Annotated in this window: 22 protein-coding genes; 16 read left to right on the top strand and 6 right to left on the bottom strand. The window is 43.5% G+C overall.

All coding sequences use genetic code 11. The features are described from left to right. Together OKW21_RS31680 and OKW21_RS31675 are read right to left on the bottom strand one after the other, a co-directional pair. On the bottom strand, nucleotides 1–979 hold a 979-nt coding region (locus OKW21_RS31680), incomplete at its 3' end, for an XdhC family protein (protein WP_277487982.1). 166 nt (nucleotides 980–1,145) lie between these two features. Further along, on the bottom strand, nucleotides 1,146–2,045 hold the full coding sequence (locus tag OKW21_RS31675; RefSeq protein ID WP_277487980.1) for a helix-turn-helix domain-containing protein: 900 nt from the start codon (nucleotides 2,043–2,045) through the stop codon (nucleotides 1,146–1,148). A gap of 157 nt (nucleotides 2,046–2,202) precedes the next feature. Here OKW21_RS31675 and OKW21_RS31670 point away from each other — a divergent pair, with 157 nt between their 5' ends. The 12 genes from OKW21_RS31670 (at nucleotide 2,203) to OKW21_RS31620 (ending at nucleotide 13,382) form a co-directional block, all read left to right on the top strand. Then, complete coding sequence (locus OKW21_RS31670) at nucleotides 2,203–3,099, top strand: alpha/beta hydrolase (RefSeq protein ID WP_277487978.1); 897 nt, start codon at nucleotides 2,203–2,205, stop codon at nucleotides 3,097–3,099. A gap of 147 nt (nucleotides 3,100–3,246) precedes the next feature. Beyond that, the gene (locus tag OKW21_RS31665; protein ID WP_277487976.1) at nucleotides 3,247–4,230 is read left to right on the top strand and encodes an aldo/keto reductase; all 984 of its coding nucleotides are present in this window, start codon (nucleotides 3,247–3,249) and stop codon (nucleotides 4,228–4,230) included. Between the two features lie 12 nt (nucleotides 4,231–4,242). Continuing rightward, a complete protein-coding gene (locus OKW21_RS31660) occupies nucleotides 4,243–5,388 on the top strand; it encodes an aldo/keto reductase (RefSeq protein ID WP_277487975.1) in 1,146 nt (381 codons plus the stop codon). A gap of 53 nt (nucleotides 5,389–5,441) precedes the next feature. Further along, complete coding sequence (locus OKW21_RS31655; protein ID WP_277487973.1) at nucleotides 5,442–5,894, top strand: nuclear transport factor 2 family protein; 453 nt, start codon at nucleotides 5,442–5,444, stop codon at nucleotides 5,892–5,894. A 349-nt stretch (nucleotides 5,895–6,243) separates the two neighbouring features. Continuing rightward, entirely contained in the window at nucleotides 6,244–6,963 is a 720-nt protein-coding gene (locus OKW21_RS31650) for an SMP-30/gluconolactonase/LRE family protein (protein ID WP_277487971.1), read from the top strand. Nucleotides 6,964–6,993: 30 nt separating this feature from the next. Further along, on the top strand, nucleotides 6,994–8,352 hold the full coding sequence (locus tag OKW21_RS31645; RefSeq protein WP_277487969.1) for a PQQ-dependent sugar dehydrogenase: 1,359 nt from the start codon (nucleotides 6,994–6,996) through the stop codon (nucleotides 8,350–8,352). A 70-nt stretch (nucleotides 8,353–8,422) separates the two neighbouring features. Next, nucleotides 8,423–8,761 (top strand): c-type cytochrome, encoded by a 339-nt coding sequence (locus OKW21_RS32840; protein WP_420870148.1) that lies wholly within the window; start codon nucleotides 8,423–8,425, stop codon nucleotides 8,759–8,761. Next, the gene (locus OKW21_RS31640) at nucleotides 8,761–9,393 is read left to right on the top strand and encodes a flavodoxin family protein (protein ID WP_277487966.1); all 633 of its coding nucleotides are present in this window, start codon (nucleotides 8,761–8,763) and stop codon (nucleotides 9,391–9,393) included. Before OKW21_RS32840 ends, OKW21_RS31640 begins: the two co-directional genes overlap by 1 nt. A gap of 68 nt (nucleotides 9,394–9,461) precedes the next feature. Next, complete coding sequence (locus OKW21_RS31635) at nucleotides 9,462–9,923, top strand: putative quinol monooxygenase (protein ID WP_277487964.1); 462 nt, start codon at nucleotides 9,462–9,464, stop codon at nucleotides 9,921–9,923. Then, nucleotides 9,920–12,070 (top strand): pyrroloquinoline quinone-dependent dehydrogenase, encoded by a 2,151-nt coding sequence (locus tag OKW21_RS31630; protein WP_277487962.1) that lies wholly within the window; start codon nucleotides 9,920–9,922, stop codon nucleotides 12,068–12,070. The genes OKW21_RS31635 and OKW21_RS31630 overlap by 4 nt, the downstream gene beginning before the upstream one ends. 65 nt (nucleotides 12,071–12,135) lie before the next feature. Continuing rightward, nucleotides 12,136–12,843 (top strand): carboxymuconolactone decarboxylase family protein, encoded by a 708-nt coding sequence (locus OKW21_RS31625; protein WP_277487960.1) that lies wholly within the window; start codon nucleotides 12,136–12,138, stop codon nucleotides 12,841–12,843. A 53-nt stretch (nucleotides 12,844–12,896) separates the two neighbouring features. Continuing rightward, nucleotides 12,897–13,382 (top strand): cupin domain-containing protein, encoded by a 486-nt coding sequence (locus OKW21_RS31620; protein ID WP_277487959.1) that lies wholly within the window; start codon nucleotides 12,897–12,899, stop codon nucleotides 13,380–13,382. On the opposite strand, the gene OKW21_RS31615 is transcribed toward OKW21_RS31620, so the two are convergent. Further along, the gene (locus OKW21_RS31615) at nucleotides 13,357–13,941 is read right to left on the bottom strand and encodes a recombinase family protein (protein WP_277487956.1); all 585 of its coding nucleotides are present in this window, start codon (nucleotides 13,939–13,941) and stop codon (nucleotides 13,357–13,359) included. The genes OKW21_RS31620 and OKW21_RS31615 overlap by 26 nt on opposite strands. A gap of 534 nt (nucleotides 13,942–14,475) precedes the next feature. On the opposite strand from OKW21_RS31615, the gene OKW21_RS31610 reads away from it, so the two are divergent. Then, nucleotides 14,476–14,859, top strand: coding sequence for a hypothetical protein (locus OKW21_RS31610; protein WP_277487954.1), 384 nt, complete (start codon nucleotides 14,476–14,478; stop codon nucleotides 14,857–14,859). 15 nt (nucleotides 14,860–14,874) lie between these two features. Here the strand turns inward: OKW21_RS31610 and OKW21_RS31605 are convergent, their stop codons facing one another. Continuing rightward, on the bottom strand, nucleotides 14,875–15,108 hold the full coding sequence (locus OKW21_RS31605) for a T9SS type B sorting domain-containing protein (RefSeq protein ID WP_277487952.1): 234 nt from the start codon (nucleotides 15,106–15,108) through the stop codon (nucleotides 14,875–14,877). Between OKW21_RS31605 and OKW21_RS31600 the strand changes: the two genes are divergently transcribed. Then, nucleotides 15,085–15,306 carry a hypothetical protein gene (locus OKW21_RS31600; protein WP_277487984.1) on the top strand — a complete coding sequence of 74 codons (222 nt, stop codon included), beginning with the start codon at nucleotides 15,085–15,087 and terminating at the stop codon, nucleotides 15,304–15,306. The two genes, OKW21_RS31605 and OKW21_RS31600, sit on opposite strands and share 24 nt — an antisense overlap. Nucleotides 15,307–16,181: 875 nt before the next feature. Then, nucleotides 16,182–17,027, top strand: coding sequence for a hypothetical protein (locus OKW21_RS31595; protein ID WP_277487948.1), 846 nt, complete (start codon nucleotides 16,182–16,184; stop codon nucleotides 17,025–17,027). Between the two features lie 20 nt (nucleotides 17,028–17,047). On the opposite strand, the gene OKW21_RS31590 is transcribed toward OKW21_RS31595, so the two are convergent. Together OKW21_RS31590 and OKW21_RS31585 are read right to left on the bottom strand one after the other, a co-directional pair. Further along, nucleotides 17,048–17,992, bottom strand: a complete 945-nt coding sequence (locus OKW21_RS31590; protein ID WP_277487945.1) for an endonuclease/exonuclease/phosphatase family protein — start codon at nucleotides 17,990–17,992, stop codon at nucleotides 17,048–17,050. Next, on the bottom strand, nucleotides 17,967–18,119 hold the full coding sequence (locus OKW21_RS31585) for a hypothetical protein (RefSeq protein WP_277487942.1): 153 nt from the start codon (nucleotides 18,117–18,119) through the stop codon (nucleotides 17,967–17,969). Before OKW21_RS31585 ends, OKW21_RS31590 begins: the two co-directional genes overlap by 26 nt. 1,060 nt (nucleotides 18,120–19,179) lie before the next feature. Here OKW21_RS31585 and OKW21_RS31580 point away from each other — a divergent pair. Then, nucleotides 19,180–19,371 (top strand): hypothetical protein, encoded by a 192-nt coding sequence (locus OKW21_RS31580; protein WP_277487938.1) that lies wholly within the window; start codon nucleotides 19,180–19,182, stop codon nucleotides 19,369–19,371. The last annotated feature ends 30 nt before the right edge of the window (nucleotides 19,372–19,401 follow it).

Below are 19,401 nucleotides of genomic sequence, written 5' to 3'. Positions count from 1 at the left end.
CATGTATCCGCTCCCAGTCCTTTTCTGATAATTCAATATTTTGATCGGCAAAGTCCATTAGTATTTTGTCAAATCGCTTTCTGGGACCCAATATACCAATGTAAGGTGTCTCAGAGGGTAGTATTTTCTTCAGTACATCCCTGTCATACTCATAGTTGTGAGACATCAATACACAAGCAGTGTTGGAACTGATCTGGAAATCCCGGTCAATAAACTCTCTGTTGCATAAAGACAGATTATCCGCATCGGGAAAAAATAAAGGAGCGATATGCGCTACACATTCATCGGTAACCGTGACTGACCAGCCCAGTTTTTTGCCCATTTCACTAAGCGGTCTGGCATCAAAGCCCCCTCCAAAGATCATCAGCTGTATAGGAGGTTGTATCAGTTCAATAAACACCTCACAGGCTTCTCCCCCAATCTCATATTTTTCAGCAATAGATCGCTTATTTTCCATAGATTTCCACAGATCCTTTTCAATCATCTTAGAAAAACCTTGATGATTAAAGTTTTGTGGATTGAATAAGGATTTTTGCAGTAATATTTTTTTTCCAAGTACTTCTGGCTTACCGGAAAAAACAGTTGCTAATGAAGCCACTTCATTCTCATGCAGGATTCGCTCAAAAAGAAATATGGGATTATATTCATCAGCTGGGTCAATGACCTCAAATAAGACATCTATCACTCCATTACAGCCCAGATTAATTTTAAAAATGCTATTATCATCATCCCGGGTATCATAGGTAACTGTAATCGCTTGTTTATCTGCCATCACTTTGCGGGCTTTTCGCAAGGCATCACCTTCCAGGCAACCACCGCTGATGGAACCTGTCCATCGGCCATCATCAGTAATCAGCATGCGTGCTCCCGGACTACGATAAGATGACCCCCTTACCCGCACAACAGTAGCAAGCACAGCCTTTTGTTTACTAAAATCTACTTTTTTATATGTTTCGCAGATGGCCTTGATCTCTTTCATATAAACTTTCTTAGGTAATCTTCAAACGTCCATCCCTGAATAAGGAACTGAAATTAATTATCTACTACTCCAGGATACAGCGCTTGCCAGTCAGGTAAGCAAGCGTCGATACATGCAATATGTTAGAGCTCTATCCACTCACAGAACTGTAAATATGAATGGGCAATCAATTATCATGGAGCATACGGTATTTGTTGGGAGACTGTCCTACCCGGTCTTTAAAGAAACGGCTAAAGTGCTGCGGATATTTAAAGCCTAATTCGTAAGCAATCTCATTGACTGTTTTGTTGGGGCCAAATATTTTTTCTTTGGCTACCTCAATCACCTTAGCTTGAATGTAATCCTGGGCTGATTGGCCGGTTTCTTTTTTCACCAGATCACCAAAGTAGTTGGGTGATAAGTTCAATTCGCTGGCACACCAGGCTACGGAAGGCAAGCCAAGCCTCTGTGCTTTGTCTGTTTGAAAATAGTCGTTCAGCAAATTCTCAAACCCTTCCAAAATGCCCGTATGAACATTGTCACGCGTAATAAATTGCCGTTCATAAAAACGGACGCAATAGTTCAAAAACAACTCAATGTTATCTACAATAAGTTTTTTGCTGTGCTTATCTATGGCATGGTCTAACTCATATTCAATCTTGGAAAAACAATCCAGCACAATTTTTCTTTCACGTTCGGATACATGAAGTGCTTCGTTGGATTGGTAGCCAAAGAAGGTGTAGTCTTGCATATGCCGACCAAGGGAAGTGCCATGGATTAGATCCGGATGAAAGATCAGGGCTGTACCTTTTGGTTGATAGGTCTCTCCCTTGTTTTCAACAGTAATGAGCTGTCCGGGAGCAATGAATACCAATGTACCTTCCTGGTAATCATAGGTATGTCGGCCATAGCGCAGATCGCCGCAGTTCACTTGTTTTAAAAAGATGGTATAAAAACCAAAATACATATTGGAGGCTTGTCTCGGACTTGCCTTTGAAATATCCACCACACTCACCAGTGGGTGGAGCGTTTCATTGTTATTGAATACGTTGTAGTCGTTTATGGTCTCAAAACGTCGCAGTTCCATATTATTGATGTTTTAACTCATCCTAAATTAAGGATTTATTCATTTCTTAACAGATGAACATCTCCAAATCAGTAATAATGGTAGATATATCAGTAATTTGTATACCATTTAGCTTAAAAAATGCTAAGAGCTTTACATGAAGTATATGAGATTCCCTATGAAAAAAATTACTATTCTATTTTTCCTGCCCTTTTTTATCGCTGTCACTTGTGGTTTTTCTCAAACCAACCCGGTGATGGATATTTTTCCTCAGGGTACTGTTTTGCACGGTAACATCCCTTATAACGACGATAGCCTGCAAAAACACTTATTGGATATTTATTTACCTGCAAACGCGACAGGGAAACTTCCCCTGGTGATTTTTGTACATGGTGGTGGGTGGTTGAGCAATGACAAGTATGCCGATATCGGTTATATGAAAAAGACCGTGGCGGAAATCGTCAGCAGCGGTTTTGCCCTGGCTTCTATTGACTATCGGTTTAGCACCCAGGCCGTTTTTCCTGCCCAGATCCAGGACAGCAATCGTGCCGTATCCTTTTTGTATGATCATGCTGACAAATATGGCTTCGACACCAACCGATTTGCCCTGATGGGTTTTTCCGCTGGCGGACATCTGGCTTCCTTACAGGGTTTATCTAACAATGACAATGTCAACTCTTTTTATATGACTGGAACAAGTAAATCATTCAGTTTCAAAGCCGTAGTGGATTTTTATGGTCCGGCGGAATTGATATTGTTTCCCGGTGCTGATAACGCCAAATCCCCCGAAGGTCAGTTGATAGGAGCCGCCCCGCTGGCACGTCCCGATCTTGCCAAAGCGGCCAGTCCGGTGACTTATGTTGACAAAAATGACCCGCCATTTTTGATCATTCATGGCGAAAAAGATGATCTGGTCTCTCCCAGGCATTCCCAATTGTTGAGTGCATGGTTGACAACGCAAGGTGTAGAGAATGAACTTATCATTGTAAAAGATGCCCCGCATTTCGGAGAAATGTTCGATACCGATGAGATTAGAAATAAAGTCATCAGTTTTCTCAAAGCGCAATTGAAGTAAGAAGATATTGATGATAGCAGAAAAGCGCTATCTCATTCACTTCTTCGTGGATGAGCATCTCCAAATCAGTAATATTGGTAGAACTACCCGTAATCTGTATACCATTTAGCTGATTTAATATTAAGACCTTTGCATAAAAAGAAAGTTATGCAAAAGCGAATGTTAGGAAAGGACAACCTGGAAGTATCAGCCCTTGGCCTGGGCTGCATGGGGCTAAGCTTTGGATATGGTCCTGCAACAGACAAGCAAGATGCGATCAGGCTCATCCGAAGAGCTTATGAACTTGGTATCACCTTCTTTGATACCGCAGAAGCCTATGGTCCGTTTGCCAACGAGGAATTACTGGGTGAAGCTTTATCACCATTTCGCAGCGAAGTAGTGATTGCTACTAAATTCGGCTTTAAAGAAGGTAAAACAGCCCTAGGCCTGGATAGCCGTCCTGCAACCATAAGAGCCATGGCCGAAGCATCGCTGAAACGTTTGAGAACCGATGTGATCGACTTGTTTTATCAGCATCGGGTAGATCCCAATGTGCCCATAGAAGAGGTAGCCGGCACCGTGAAGGAGTTGATTCGGGAGGGAAAAGTGAAGCATTTTGGCCTATCAGAGGCAGGTGTTCAAACCATTCGTAAAGCCCATGCTATTCAACCCGTAACTGCCCTGCAAAGCGAGTACTCCCTCTGGTGGCGAGAGCCTGAACAGGAAATACTACCAACCCTTGAAGAATTGGGTATTGGTTTGGTGCCTTTCAGTCCATTGGGTAAAGGTTTTTTGACCGGTAAGATCAACGAAGATACTAAGTTTGACGACAAGGATTTTCGCAACATTGTACCCCGCTTTTCTGAAGAGAACCGCAAGGCTAACCAGGCCTTGGTTGATTTGCTGGGCAAGATAGCAAAACAAAAGGAGGCCTCTTCAGCACAAATCGCTTTGGCCTGGCTTCTTGCCCAAAAGCCGTGGATCGTTCCTATTCCGGGTACAACAAAATTGCACCGATTGGAAGAAAATGTTGGCTCAGCAGACATTAAGCTTAGTGCTGATGAGCTCAAAGAAATCAATGAGGTCATGGCAAAGGTTAAAGTACAAGGGGCTCGCTATCCTGAACAGATGCAAAAAATGGTGGGACGTTAATTTAATTTTGAAATGAATAAGGACAAAAATACTTCAGGTTTGCATGCCCAGGATACTCAATGGGTTAATCGACGTACTTTCCTGAGCCGCTCAGCCCTGATCGGAGCCGGTTTAACTACTGGGTCTTCAGCATGGACAAGTGCAAAATCAAATAATAATAAGACGGTGAATAGCCCTTCTGCTGAGAAACGTATGCTCGGCTCTTTGGAAGTCTCACCTATCGGCTTAGGATGCATGAGCATGACCAGTGGCCATTACAACCCGCCCAGACCTAAAAAAGAGATGGTAAAGGTAGTCCGTGGGGCGGTAGATCGGGGTGTCACTCTCTTTGATACAGCTGAGTATTATGGACCTTTTACCAATGAAGAGGTTGTTGGGGAAGCGCTTAAGCCCGTTCGTGACCAGGTGGTTGTTTCCACTAAGTTCGGATTCCAGTTTGAGAATACTCAGCCTACTGGACGAAACAGTAAACCGGAACATATTCGACAAGCCGTAGATGGTATGCTCAAACGACTTCAAACGGATTATATTGATTTGCTCTATCTACACCGGATTGATCCTGAGGTACCCATTGAGGACGTGGCAGGGACGGTGAGTGAGTTGATCAAAGAGGGCAAAGCCCGCCATTTTGGGGTCTCTGAGCTTTCTCCTAAGACTTTGCGAAAAGCCCATGCTGTACAACCCATTACGGCACTCCAGAGCCAGTATTCACTGGTTGAACGAGTTCCTGAGAATCAAATCCTGGACACTTGTGAAGCGTTGGGCATAGGTTTTGTTCCCTGGGGCCCTGTTTGTCGTGGGTTTCTCGCTGACAAGTTCAATGAATACAGTAGGTTTTCAGAGGATTCACGGCACTCCGAAGTTCCTTATTTTACCCCGGAAGCTCTGCAGGAGAACATGAAACTCTTGGACTTAACCCGAGCCTGGGCTGTCCGAAAGGAAGCTACACCTGCCCAAATCTCACTTGCCTGGCTGCTGGCACAAAAGCCATTTATCGTCCCTATACCAGGTACTACCAAGCTGCATCACCTGGAGGAAGATCTGGGAGCCATTGACATCAAGTTCACTGCGGATGAGTTGGAAGAGTTTAGGAACGACTTCTCCAGGATTGAAGTGGTAGGAGTACGATCGGCAGAGTCAGCACTGACCGACCAATAAGTATCAAATAAAATAAATCAATAGAAATAAACACAACATAACCAATTATCAAAATGAAAAGATCAATGATCGGACTATTATTCATCATCATGAGTGCGCAAATGTCCTTGGCACAAAATGCTACCACCGAACAGGAACTTAAGGAGCTCTCAAAACAAAAGTGGGAGTGGATGGCAGACAAAAATGTAGATGAGCTTGCCACACTCTTCCACGACAAGTCAAAATTTGTTCATATGAGTGGAACCTGGAAAAAAGTTAGAGAGCTGGAGATCATTGAAACCGGAAGCATTTGGTATAAGAATGCGGAAGTACATGATGTTGCTGTAGAACTTTTTGACGACACTGCCATCCTTTGGAACCGTATTACACTACAGGCTGTGGTAAGGGGCAATGAGGTGTCAAATGAGTTTACTGTGACCGAAATCTACAAAAAGCAAAATGAAGATTGGAAGCTGTTGGACTTGACATTCAGCAGTGTACGTGACACGCATGAAATTGAAAAGTAGTAGAATTAAACAATAAATTATGAAAAAAAGAAATCCTAAAAAGGCAAATATGATACGCCAGTTTATTTTTGCCATTGTGATGGTGGTTAGTCTCATAGCCGATTCGGTATTTGCACAGCAGACGCAGGAGACGAAGTCTTATTCTGTAGGAAATCCGATCGGTATGCCCTCTGCTGATGGCACCTTCGAGCCGATCTCATCGAACGTAAAAGTCTATGGGGGCATCTACGGAGCAGAAAGTTGTTCGTATGACCCGGAGCGGGGTGTCATTGTGGTACCCAACCGGGGTGCGCCACAGAACGTCCAAACCAATGATGCCTGGGTTTCCCTCATCAACCATGACGGATCGGTGCACACCCTACGATGGATCGGGCTTCAGAATTCCGATGAACGAAAAACCCTGCACCCTCCCCTTGTATTAAATGAGCCGTTCGGTAGTGATATCATGAATGGCCTGCTCTACGTGGCTGATCGTGATGGCGGTACCAGTGATGATGATCCCAGTGTTGCCGTCATTCGTCAGTTTGACATGAAGACGGGTGAGCCTGTAAAGGAAATCCGAATAGAGGATTCTCCCTGGATCAACGACATCGAAGTGAAGGAAGATGGCACCATTTACGCCACCCAGACGGGTGATTTTTCCGGTGAAAATCCCAATCCCGATACCTGGATGGTATGGAAGGTAACACCTGATGGTGAGACAACTATTTTTGTGCAGGGCAAGCCGCTCAACGCACCCAACGGTATTGCCTTTGATCCGGATGGAAATATCGTCGTGGCTAATTTTGGAAACACCGGGGTACTGACATTTTCAGAAAGCGGGGAATTGTTGAAAACTGAAAACGCTGCTCAGGCAGGAAGCGATGGTCTGGTGATCATGCCCGATGGCACAAAATATATATGCAGTGTAAGGCAGGGAGGAGTTTCCCGTATACGTCCCGGTGAGCCCGCCGAGTTGATCGCCAGTAACATTCCGAATGCCGCCTCCATGTGCTACGATGCCGGGACCAACCAACTGGTGATCCCGATGAATCAAAACAACGGTCTCGCCTTTATACCACTCGACTAACAAATTAGTCAAATTTAAAACATCCATAGTATGGACATTCAAAACATCATCCTTAAAAAACACGACTGGTACCTATCCCATTCGTATGCCCTGCGCAAGCCCTGCCTGTCTATGCTGTACCTTTTCGCGACGCTGCTCATGGCGGGATGTGCCGAGCAGACCCAGGAGGAGGTAAGTACTGAGATTGTGTGTGCTCCCGACAACGGTGGCATTACCTTGCCGGAAGGATTTTGTGCGACGCTGGTGATTGATAGCCTGGGCCTGCGCGACGATCATAGCGCGCGTCACATCGCCGTGGCACCCAACGGAGACATCTATATGAAGACACGCAGCGAGGAGGGTGGCATTGTGGCCTTGCGCGACACCACGGGCGACTTCCGGGCAGACGTCATCCAGTACTTCAGTGATATGACCGGGACGGGTGATGGTATTCTGTGGGAGACGGGTATGGCTATCCACAACGGCTATATCTGGGCCTCCAACACCACGGCCGTCTATCGCTGGCCAATGCCCGAAGGCGGCGCACTTGTCCCCGAAGGTGGGCCGGAGATCGTTGTCAAGGGTTTTCCGGAGCAGGGTTCCCACGCATCCAAATCCTTTGCCTTCGACAACAGTGGCAACCTCTACGTGGCGGTGGGTGCGCCATCCAACGCTTGTCAGGAGCAGGAACGCACTCCGGGGTCTCCGGGAATAGAACCCTGCCCGCTGTTGGAGGAACACGGCGGCATATGGCGCTTCGATGCCAACCAAACTGGGCAGACCTTCAGCGCGGAGGCGCGCTATGCCACGGGCCTGCGCAACGTCGTCGGCCTCGAGTGGAATATTGATAACGATGCGCTCTACGTCATGCAGCACGGGCGCGATCAGCTGCACACGCTCTGGCCGGACTACTACACTGTCGAGGAGAGTGCCGAACTCCCCTCCGAAGTCATGTATAAGGTAAATGAAGACGACCGGTTTAGTTGGCCCTACGGATACTACGATCATGTAAAGAATACGCTTATGCTTTCCCCGGAATATGGTGGCAACGGAGAAATACTCATTGCTGAAAGCAAGTATGCCGGTGAGTTTGAAGAACCTGTCATTGGTTTTCCCGGCCACTGGGCGCCCAACGACCTGCTCTTTTACACGGGCAAGCAGTTCCCTGAACGCTACCAGGGCGGCGCTTTCATCGCCTTCATCGGTTCCTGGAACCGTGCTCCACTTCCCCAGGGCGGCTATAAGGTCGTCTTCGTGCCCTTCGAAAACGGGCAGCCTTCCGGCGACTACGAGACCTTTGCTGATGGTTTTGCCGGGGTAGCTCCTATCCCTGACCGGGGCGCGGCAGAATACCGCCCGATGGGCCCTGTCCACAGGACCGGACGGCGCGCTCTATATCTCCGATTATAAAAAGGGCCGCATCTGGCGCGTGGTATACACCGGAAAAGCAGCACCGGCGGATAACACTACGGCGGAGGCGATGCCAGCGGACACGACCGGGGTGCCTCTTGCCGAGACGGCGGCCGCTACATCGCTCACCGGTACGGCGCTCTTTCGCCGGATGGAGTGCGATACATGCCATAGCGTTGATCCGAATGCCTCGGCTTCTACCGGTCCGCCCCTGTATGACCTTTACGGAAGCGAGGTAACTCTGCAGGATGGCCGTACGGTAACGGCGGACGAAGCATATCTTCGCGAGTCGATCATAAATGCAAACGCGAAAATTGTGGCGGGTTATATGCCCGTCATGCCGAGCTACGAAAGTCAGCTTGCGGGGGAAGAGGTGGCCCTGCTGGTGTCCTATATAACGTCTTTATAATGAACATAACCACATTTTTAGCGCACCTGCTTCTAGCATTTTTTCTTTTGATTGCGGCTTGTTCCTCCGCCCAAATTGAGGATATCCATACTAAAACCGATGCTGTTTTTGATCCCGACAAAGTATTGATTGTCTATTTATCCCGCACCAACAATACCAAAGCCATTGCGGAAATGATACATGAAAAAGTAGGGGGAAAGTTGGTGTCACTTGAATTAGAAATACCTTATCCTGAAGATTATGATGCCATTGTAAATCAAGTGGCCGAAGAGAACGAAAATGGTTTTTTGCCGCCTTTGAAAACCAAGATTGAGATGGACAAATACGATACCATCTTCCTGGGATTCCCGACTTGGGGTATGCGACTTCCTCCACCCATGAAAAGTTTTTTGCATCAGTATGATTTAAGTGGGAAAACCGTCATCCCCTTCAACACCAATGCCGGGTATGGCGTGGGAAGCAGCTTTGAAACGGTAGAGGAAATGTGTCCTGATGCTAATATAATGGAAAGGTTTTCTATCAAAGGAGGCATAGAGAGAGATGGAATTTTATTTGTGATGCAAGGCAAAAAAGCAGAAGAAGCGGAAAAGGAAGTAACGAAGTGGCTACAAAAAATAGAAGTGATCAAATAGCAGATGCGGAATGCCACCCAGCGGACAGTATCCACTGGAGATGTCGCCCAAATACATTTATCTAAAATATGATGATAATTCAAAGTCCTGATTTTAAGACTAAAGCTCTTAATCCACTCATTTCTCTTTTGAGTCTGGTATTAATGATGGTTGGTGCTTTTCCCGCTTCGGCGCAGCAAAAATTGGCGGAAGGCCGCCCCATGATCCGTATTGCAGAAATTGAAATTGAACCGGCCTATCTGGAAGAATACAAGGCTATACTAACAGAAGAAGCGGCAGCATCGGTCAAACTGGAGCCGGGCGTCATTGCCATCTTTCCGATGTATCCAAAGGAAAGTCCCTCAATGGTAAGAATTCTTGAAATATATGCCAGCCAAGCAGCTTACGAGCAACACTTAAAAACACCTCACTTCCAGAAGTACAAAACCACTACCCTTAACATGGTAAAGTCATTAAAGCTGGTAGATATGGAAGCCATGGATGAGGCAAGCATGCCCATAATGTTTAGAAAATTAAAAGAAGATCAATGATGCAAAAACACAACAAGAATATTTCAAAAATCCTTGCACTCATAACTTTGCTGTTTGCTGGCTGTCTGTCAGGCAACGATTCTGATAACAATACTTTTCAAACATGGTCTGCCTATAAAGGGGATTCGCACAGTAGTAGCTACTCATCTTTAGACCAGATCAATCTCTCAAATGTGAGCGAATTAGAAAATGTCTGGACTTTCCAAATGAGTGATCTGGCAGATGGGGAGGAACCGGTTTCAAGTCAAAGTAATCCAATCATCATTGATGGTGTAATGTATGCCAACTCTGGTAAACAGACTGTATATGCGATTGATGCATTAACTGGTGAAGAAATCTGGTCATTCAAAACTTTAGAAGAAGGGCAGCCTAGTGCTGCCAGCAGAGGGGTAACTTATTGGGAAAATGGAGAGGACAAGAGAATCTTGTACACTGCTGGCAACTCGCTAATGGCCATCGATGCCAAAACGGGTAAGATTATCCCATCTTTTGGAACCAATGGTAGAGTAAGCCTTAATGAAGGGGTAAGAGATGACCCTGAGGAAATTTCAGTTACCAACACTACTCCCGGTAGAATTTTCAAAGATTTAATCATTCTGGGCTCCAGATTGCCAGATTTTTATGGAGCTCCTCCGGGGTATATCAGAGCGTATAACTGCAAAACAGGGGAGCTGGTATGGACCTTTCACACCATACCTCATCCCGGTGAGCCCGGTTACGAAACATGGCCACCGGATGCCTACCAATATGCAGGGGGCGTAAACTGCTGGGCAGGAATGAGTATTGACATGGAGAGAGGTATGGTTTTCCTGGCACTAGGGTCTCCCTCCTATGATTTTTATGGAGCCAACAGAATAGGAGAAAACCTTTACGGTAATTGTGTATTAGCATTAGATGCGGCTACCGGTAATTACAAATGGCATTTTCAAACCGTACATCATGATGTATGGGATTATGACCTGCCTGCTCCACCTAGTTTAGTGACGCTCAAAAAAGATGGAAAAGACATTGAAGCGGTTACCCAAGTGACCAAACATGGTTTTGTGTTTGTGCTGGATCGTGATACCGGTGAGCCTATCTATCCGGTTGAGGAACGAGAAGTGCCTGCTTCAAATCTTCCCGGTGAAGAGACCTGGCCTACACAACCTTTTCCCACGAAGCCAAAAGCATTTGTGAAACAGTTTATGACCGAAGATGATTTGAACCATTATTCTGATGATGATTACCAGGCAATTCTGGAGCAATTCAGGTCAGTAAGGTATGAAGGTCTGTTTACTCCACCGGATTTAAAAGGCACATTGTCACTCCCCGCTACCCGAGGGGGAGCGAATTGGGGGGGGACGGCTTTTGATCCTAACACAACGTATCTCTACATCAGAGGTAATAATTTGCCTGAAATTCAAACAATTGTAGATATAGACGAGCATTTTGCAGCCCGCGATAATACAGTTTTTGAAAGGGGACGAGTGGTCTACCAACAACATTGTTCCACATGTCATGGGGCAGAAAAAGAAGGAAATCCTACATTCCCCTCCCTGGCAGACCTGGCAGACAGAATGGATGAAGAGGAAGCACTGGAAAAAATAAGGATGGGTGGTGGTCAGATGCCCGGTTATAGAGGGGTCCTCACTGACTCGGAAGAAGAAGCACTCATAGCATTTTTGTATGATAAAACCGGACAGGAGAACGAAGAACCGATAGATAGCGCAGATACAACGAAAGCTGTACGGTATGGTAATATTTCTGCTTATAGAACATGGTCTGGTCCGAGTGGAAACCCCGCAATGAAAGGTCCATGGGGAACATTGAACGCGCTGAATCTTTCTACTGGCGAATACGAATGGCAAATTCCCTTAGGGAATGACGAAAAACTAGAAGAAATACTAGGAGAACAAACAGGTTTGTTAGGGCGGTCCGGGCCCATGGTTACGGCAGGAGGCCTGGTGTTTATCAGTGGAGCAGCGGATAAAAAGTTATGGGCATTTGATAAGGAAACGAGCAATTTAGTTTGGGAGACTACTTTACCAGCTGCCAATAATGCTAATGTTTGTTCATATTCGATAAAGGGTAAACAGTTTGTTGCTCTTTCAGTGGGCGGCACAGAAGAGAATCCTTCCGGTTTTATTATGGCCTTTGCCTTACCATAGTGTGAGTTTCACCTCTATGAAATGTTAAATGAAATTGAATTCAAAAAACGACTAAATCCAATACCATGAAGATTATCAAATTCCTGGCCTTATTTATATTTCAACTCAGCGATACCACAAGTATTCTCGCACAGACCAAGGAGAATGCCGATTCGGGATTAAACGTCAAAGAACAGTCCATTGTGACCATTGCTGCTTTCACCGCTCTTGGTAATCTGGAGCAACTGCAAGGAGCCTTGAATAGTGGGTTGGATGCTGGTCTGACGATCAATGAAAGCAAGGAAGTACTGGTGCATCTGTATGCCTATTGTGGTTTTCCCCGCAGCATCCGCGGACTGCAAACTATGATGACAGTCGTGGAAGATCGGCAGACCAGAGGCATCAAAGATGAAGTAGGCCGGGAAGTAGCACTCCAGGACGAGGGCGAAGACAAATATGAGAAAGGTAAAAAGGTGTTGGAAGAACTCGTCGGTCAGCCACTAGACGGGCCAAAGAAGGGTTATGCTGCTTTCAGCCCTATCATTGAGGTATTCTTGAAAGAACATTTGTTTGCCGATATTTTTGGCCGGGATATTCTTACTTACACACAGCGGGAGATTGCAACCCTATCAGCCCTGCTAAGTATGGGAGGCGTAGAACCGATGGCACAAGGCCATATGGGCATCGCATTAAATATTGGCATCACAGAAACTCAACTTGAGGATCTTCTATCTGTAATTGAAGAGAATGTAGGCAAGGCCAGAGGCAGATGTGGGCAGAGAAGTACTGTCTGAAGTCATGTCTTCCAGAGAATAATCTGCATTCAACAATCTATTAAACACAAAATATGATTAAGATAAAGAATTTGGCGCTGACAGTTTTAGCCAGTACTATGATTGCCTGTAGTAATACTGATGATCAGGACGCAACCAACCTTCATAAGCAAGCCGATGATTTGCTTTACCCCAAAGGCGAAAAAATCACCAACAACAACTTTATAGGCAATGCCTGGCTGACCGGGCTAGTTACGGCGGATAGCGTCAATAAAAATGCGGTGGGCAGTGTTACCTTTGAAGCAGGGGCAAGGACGAACTGGCATATACATCCGGCAGGACAGATTATACTGGCTACCGGAGGCGTGGGCTACTATCAGGAGAAAGGCAGTCCGAAACGAACCCTTGAAAAAGGAGATGTGGTAAAGTGTCCACCCAATGTCCCCCACTGGCATGGGGCAAGTGCGGATCAGGCGTTTATTCAAATCGCAATTACCGGCAGGCAAAATGGTCCTACTGAATGGTTAGAAGTAGTTACTGATGAGGAATATTTGCAGTGATTTCAGGTGGGTTTTCACGCACGATTTTATAGAGTGTAGACTTGGAGATATGGAACATCTCCAGGATCTCAGTAATGCTGTGATCTTTATCATGATAGAGCTTAACCAATAACTTCTGTTTCTTTTTATCCAGGGAAGGAGGGCGGCCACCCATTCTGCCTCTGGCTCTTGCAGACAATAAGCCAGCCTGAGTTCTTTCTCGGATCAAGTTTCTTTCAAACTCTGCAAGAGCTCCGAACATGTGGAAGATGAGTTTCCCTCCTGAAGTAGTGGTATCAATAGATTCCTGTAAACTCTTAAATGCGATACCTTCACTTTCTAACCATGTGACCCACTCAATAAGATTCCGTAAGGTCCTTCCGAGACGGTCCAACCTCCAAACTACCAAAGTATCTCCCGACCTAAGTTGCTCCTTCAACTTAGCCAGCCCTGGTCGTTCTGCTCTGGCACCGGAAATGGTATCTTCAAAGATGCGTTCGCACCCTGCTTTTTCTAAAGCATCTTTTTGCAGGTTGAGATTTTGATCCACGGTGGAGACTCTTGCATATCCAATAAGCATATAAAATTGAGATCTTAAGTTTTCTATCTTGTTAACTCTGGCAAGATAAGAAGAAAGAAGGTGAAAAGTGTGAAAAGCCTGTTCTATATCTAGCTTATCGTACTTTGATTTATATACCGAGTTTTTGCACAGAGGGGTAAGAGAAAAAATTGGCATTGAAGAGCGTAAGAGCACTTTTAGAAAAAGGGGCAAAAGGGCAGGGTAGGGGGTGCGAAAAAGGGACCTTTTTAGGAAGGACAAGACAAACATACCCGTTTCCTGCTGAATACTTTCATTGGGTTAAAAACTTGATAACTAAGTGTGAAGAAGAAAATATATGAGGAGTAGAATTACACATCATTTGTTGTTGTGCTTAAAAACTACTTTATCATCACTTTGCGAAGTTTCAGTAAGCATAAGTTTGTTACTTTCATCAATATTATAGGTCAAAATTTAGCACCTATTTACCTAATTTTCTTACTCTACTAGAAATAGCTTATAATAAGAAAATGTATAAAGTCTGAATAAGCTTAATTGAGATTCTAATTTAGAATTATGAAAGATTACGCTTTGATTTGCTTTCTAGTACTTATGTGCATTCTTTCATCATGCAGTGAAGACGCTGAGTCTCCAACAATTCCAAGTATTAGAATTTTAATTAATGAACAGGAAGCTGACACTTATCAAGTTCAGGCAAGTGATACGCTGGTAATTGAGGGTACTTTGCACTACGAATATGGAGAAAAACAATATATCCGTACTTATATAGATGATCTTCCGATTTCTAATACACTTCTTAGCGAAGAAATAAATCCTTGGACGTATGAGCATAAAATATATATGCCTGAAGATGCTGAAGGCACATACCAGTATTTAGTTGAATATATTGATCAGGATGAAGTGGTATTACAAAAATCAGTAGATCTGATTGTACCTTAATCTAAATTACTACTGTTATTGTGCTTCATTGACTAAGCTAACCCAACTACTGCTTTTTTGAGGAATGAGTTGTTCTCCTTGTTGACATAAGTAGCTTAGTGTCCAATAGTAAGTACCAGATGGAGCCAGATCTTTGTGTGCAATACGGCCATCCCATTGAGCTTCTGCATCCTGTCCGCTATACAGTAGTTTTCCCCAGCGCTTATAGATTTGTAAGCGCATGTTTTGAATACGATGGTGGTTTGGCATAATAAATACATCATTGTAACCATCAGCATTTGGGGTAAAGACATTGGCGGGAAGGAGTTCACAGTCGCAGTTCTCACTACGAAGAGTCAGGTGATATTGGGTAGTAAAGCAGTGGTTTTCTATCGTTACAGAGTAATCTCCAGCTTTGCTAAAGTTTCTTTGTGGGGAAGTATCGCCATCCTGCCAGTCTTTATGTAGACGGGCCCATATTATTAAAATGATTTTATTTAACTATTCAAATTTTAAGTTGTATTTTGTTTATTTGAAGGTGTAACACTACTCACTCCAATGCTAGCCTTTGAATGGAACTTATCAATGTCATTAATATAATATGGATTGCGGGTTTTACCCCTATTCTCTTACTTGTGACAATTGATAGAATCAATACTTACAAAGTAAAAAGAGCGCTGAGGCAAGAAAAGCAAAAAGAGTATAACAAATCACTTCATGCCCATACTTCCAGAAAAGCTATTTATACCCATATTTCCAAAGGTCATTCTTTCTTTTCCATAATAGGGTAAAAGAAAAGCCTGGAGAGAATCAGGCCCCAGGCTCATCATGGTATAACTTACGAGATTGAATAATACTGTAAATATCGCAAGTATAGCGGACTTTTCATTACGCAGTTCTTGGGTAAACTTACCTGGTAAGAAAAAAGTAAGGTAGCCACAACGGAGTTGCCACAATGCAGCTGCTCTTCTTGGTCTTTGAGCTGTTGATAAAGGTTATACAACACTGCAATACTACAAAGAAAGATTAGAGGAAAAGTTAAGGCAGGGTTACCATACTGTTATCAAAAGCAAAAGCCCGGCTCTTTATGCGATGGGATGCCGGGCTTTTATTTATTTATCGTCAGTTTTGAAATACCAAGTACGCTATTGGTGCGATAAAATGCCGCTGCAAATGCGTGACAATATTACGGTGTAATGTATAGCAGATAGATGTAAAATCTTTAAAGTGTTATAATTATTCTTATGTTAAGCAAGTCTTACACATATTATACCCTTAGAAGAGGTGGCTTAACATATTCATTATTTGTCTGTTCTTATATTAAATTAAGCTAATAATGATTTATGCCAGACGTAACTTTACCCATTAAAGATAAAATTGCTATTATTTTTGACTTTGACGAAACATTAGCTCCTCCTACGCATCTTAATATGCTGAAAAAAACAGGCATTGACGGTGAGGAACGAGAGACCTTCGTTAAACAGTTACTAGATCAGAAATGGGAGAAGGTTTTGGCACGGGCTTACTCATGGATCAAATACAGCCAAAATGCTAATCCCAAAATCACTCGCCAGATGTTCCAATCAGTAGGGGAGGAATTGGAATTATACAATGGGGTAGACACATTATTTGACCGCTTACGTAGTTTTTGTCCATACGATTCTATTGACCTGGAGTTTTATCTACTTACAGCAGGCTTTGTGGAAGTTCCACAGGCAACTTCAATTGCCGATGAGTTTAAAAAAATATGGGGAGGCGCTTATGCCTTTAATGAGCAGGATGAACTGGTGTTTATTAAGAACATTATTACTCATGAAGAAAAACGCGAATATATTCAACAACTGGCCAAAGGAATAGGTACTGATGGTCCTAATCTACCTGACAGCACCCATCAGCATGTTGACCAAAAAGATATGTACGTACCCTTTACCCAGATTATTTATGTAGGGGATGGCTCCAGTGATCGCCCGGCTTTTTCTCTTTTACACGAAAAAGGAGGGTTTGCAATTGGCCTTGCTAAGGATAATTCTGCCGCATGGAAAGAAAATGACAAGCTTAAAAAGAACCAAAAAGTAGATAACTTATTAAAAGTAGACTACACTCAAGGCTCGGAACTTATGCAATGCTTACAATTAGCTATTGAATGCATCACTAAGCGGATTTTGCTACGAAAAGTTGGTAAATCCTGAAATTTAATTACCCATACTCATCACTTCCCTGAGGTCAGCACCAGTTCAGCGTAGATCGGGAAATGGTCAGAGCCAAATTTTCCTAATCGTTCTAAATGCTTTAGCTCAAAGCGCTCAGTCACATACACGTGATCTAAGGGCCAACGGAGCATGGGGGAATTGGCATCAAATGAGTTGTACAAACCTCGGCCCACTCGAATATCGTTTAACTCACCTGTCGTCTGGAAAAGCCGGGAAGTATTTGACCAGGCTACATCATTAAAGTCACCTGCCACGATGGATGGTATATTGTTTTGAGCAACCATTCGGCCTACTTTAATCAACGCAATCTCCTGCTCACCTTTATTATCAGGATGTTTGCTAAGCACTGGGGGAACAGGATGTACACCGTGGAAGAGAAAGGTATTTCCGCTGGGTAATTGCACTTTGGTATGAAAGGAAGGCACATCACTATGCTGCAAAAACTTAGTCTCTAGGTCTAGGAGAGGAAAATTAGAATAAAGCCCCATCCCATACGTATTGTCAGCTGGGTATTCATGATAATAGGCATACTTTTTACGGAGCGGCTGAAGGGCCTTGATCCACCATTGGTTGGTTTCCATGACCAAGACCATATCAGGTTCTGTTTGCTTTACAATATCCAAAAATGATGTCGCCTGTCTATTATGCATGTATACATTAGCAACCAAAAGCTTCACTTTATTACTTTTGTTAATGTCCTGAGTGTTAAAGGTTTTTACTGTTTTTTGAACAAGTGAAGTGTATGGTATGATAAAATATAGCTGCAATCCGATAGAAGAGATGAGACCCACTGTTAGAAAAGCTGCCCAAAATGACCAGCGTTGATTAAGTACGCCAAACATGAGCAGGCATAACAACCCCACCAATAAAAACTGTACCCGAGGAAAATCAAGTGCTTTGATCCACCATACGTTTACATCAAAGAGTAATGATAGCAGTGACATTAGGATTACCCCGATGCTTAGCAATATAATCCCGTAGTAGAAAGTTTTTTTCAACATACCCATCGTAGAAGTCTGATATTTTAGTCGTAGATAGTGTGAAAACTTCTTCTACAGGCCTACTGTTCATTGAGAGAAAGATTTAGATTAACTATTTGACATGTTTAAGAGCAGACTGGTCTAATATCTATAAGCATGCATGATTTTTAGTTTAATTACCGTCACAAATAAGCTGATAGTATTTATATGTTCCTTACAACGTAATACCAGTACGAAATAGCAGCGGTATTTTATCGCAGCAGTAGCGTACTTAGCTATGTATTTGACTGTACTTATAGAAAGCCCGGTATCTCCTATCGCATAAAGAGCCGGGCTTTTGCTTTTGATAACAGTATAGTAATCTTGCCTTAACTTTTCCTCTAATCTTTCTTAGTAGTATTGCAGTGTTGTATAATCATTATCAACAGCTCAAAGCCTAAGAAGAGCAGCTGCATTGTGGCAACTCCGTTGTGGCAACTCCATTTTTTTCTTACCTGGTAAGCTTACGCAAGAACTCCGTAATGAAAAGTACGCTACACTTGCGATATTTACAGTATCCTCAAAAAGAGGTGTCATGCATAAGTTTTAGTTTAACATGATTAAGCCCAGGAATATATGCGGAACATACCCTCCTGGGCTTTTTTTTATAATCTTATTTCTCTTTTAAAACTTGGTTGACTTTAGCATTTCTTCTCCACCCAACTACTAAGAGCCAACCATGATAGCTACGAAAGCTATCCATACAGGATTTAGATATTCTGAGACTGGCCTATTACATTGTTTATCATAAATTTGCTTCGCTTCAATAAAAAATTCTTTTTCTTCAAGTGTAAATTATCTCATTATAGAACCACAGGAAAGTATCAAAAAAAAGAAAGCAGCCCTCAGAAAGAGCTGCCTTCTGTGACTTACCTTAGACTGGTAATAGTAGCAAGCCACGTTATGATTTCCGAATCCCAATATACTAAATAGTTGATTCACATCCACTTAACATAAGAATAATTAAGTAACGAAAATGGTGTCCCATTCAAGACAGCTACTAATTTTTTGCACTCTATCCTGATTCTTAGGGTGCATGAAACTTTTCCTTTCGCGAGATTTATCCTGAGGACAAAACTTCATATCTTGAGAGAGGCCAACCTTTTTCAGCTATGAAAACTTCAGATGAACTCACTCACAAAATTGCTCAAGAATTAAAAGCCTGGCAAAAGTCACAAGAAAACCAGGCTAGTGGTTACGCATATGAAAAAAGTTTTACCGAATTATGGCAAAAACTAGGTAAAGAAGTGTTTCAGGCATCCTTAGGAGAAGAAAAGTATGCTAAGAATAGTAAAAAAAAGTAAAGAGCCAGTGGGGAGAAGTTATTGTAGACA

The organism is Catalinimonas alkaloidigena, assembly GCF_029504655.1.
Classification (GTDB): domain Bacteria; phylum Bacteroidota; class Bacteroidia; order Cytophagales; family Cyclobacteriaceae; genus Catalinimonas; species Catalinimonas alkaloidigena.
This window is presented reverse-complemented; position numbering and strand designations above follow the sequence as displayed.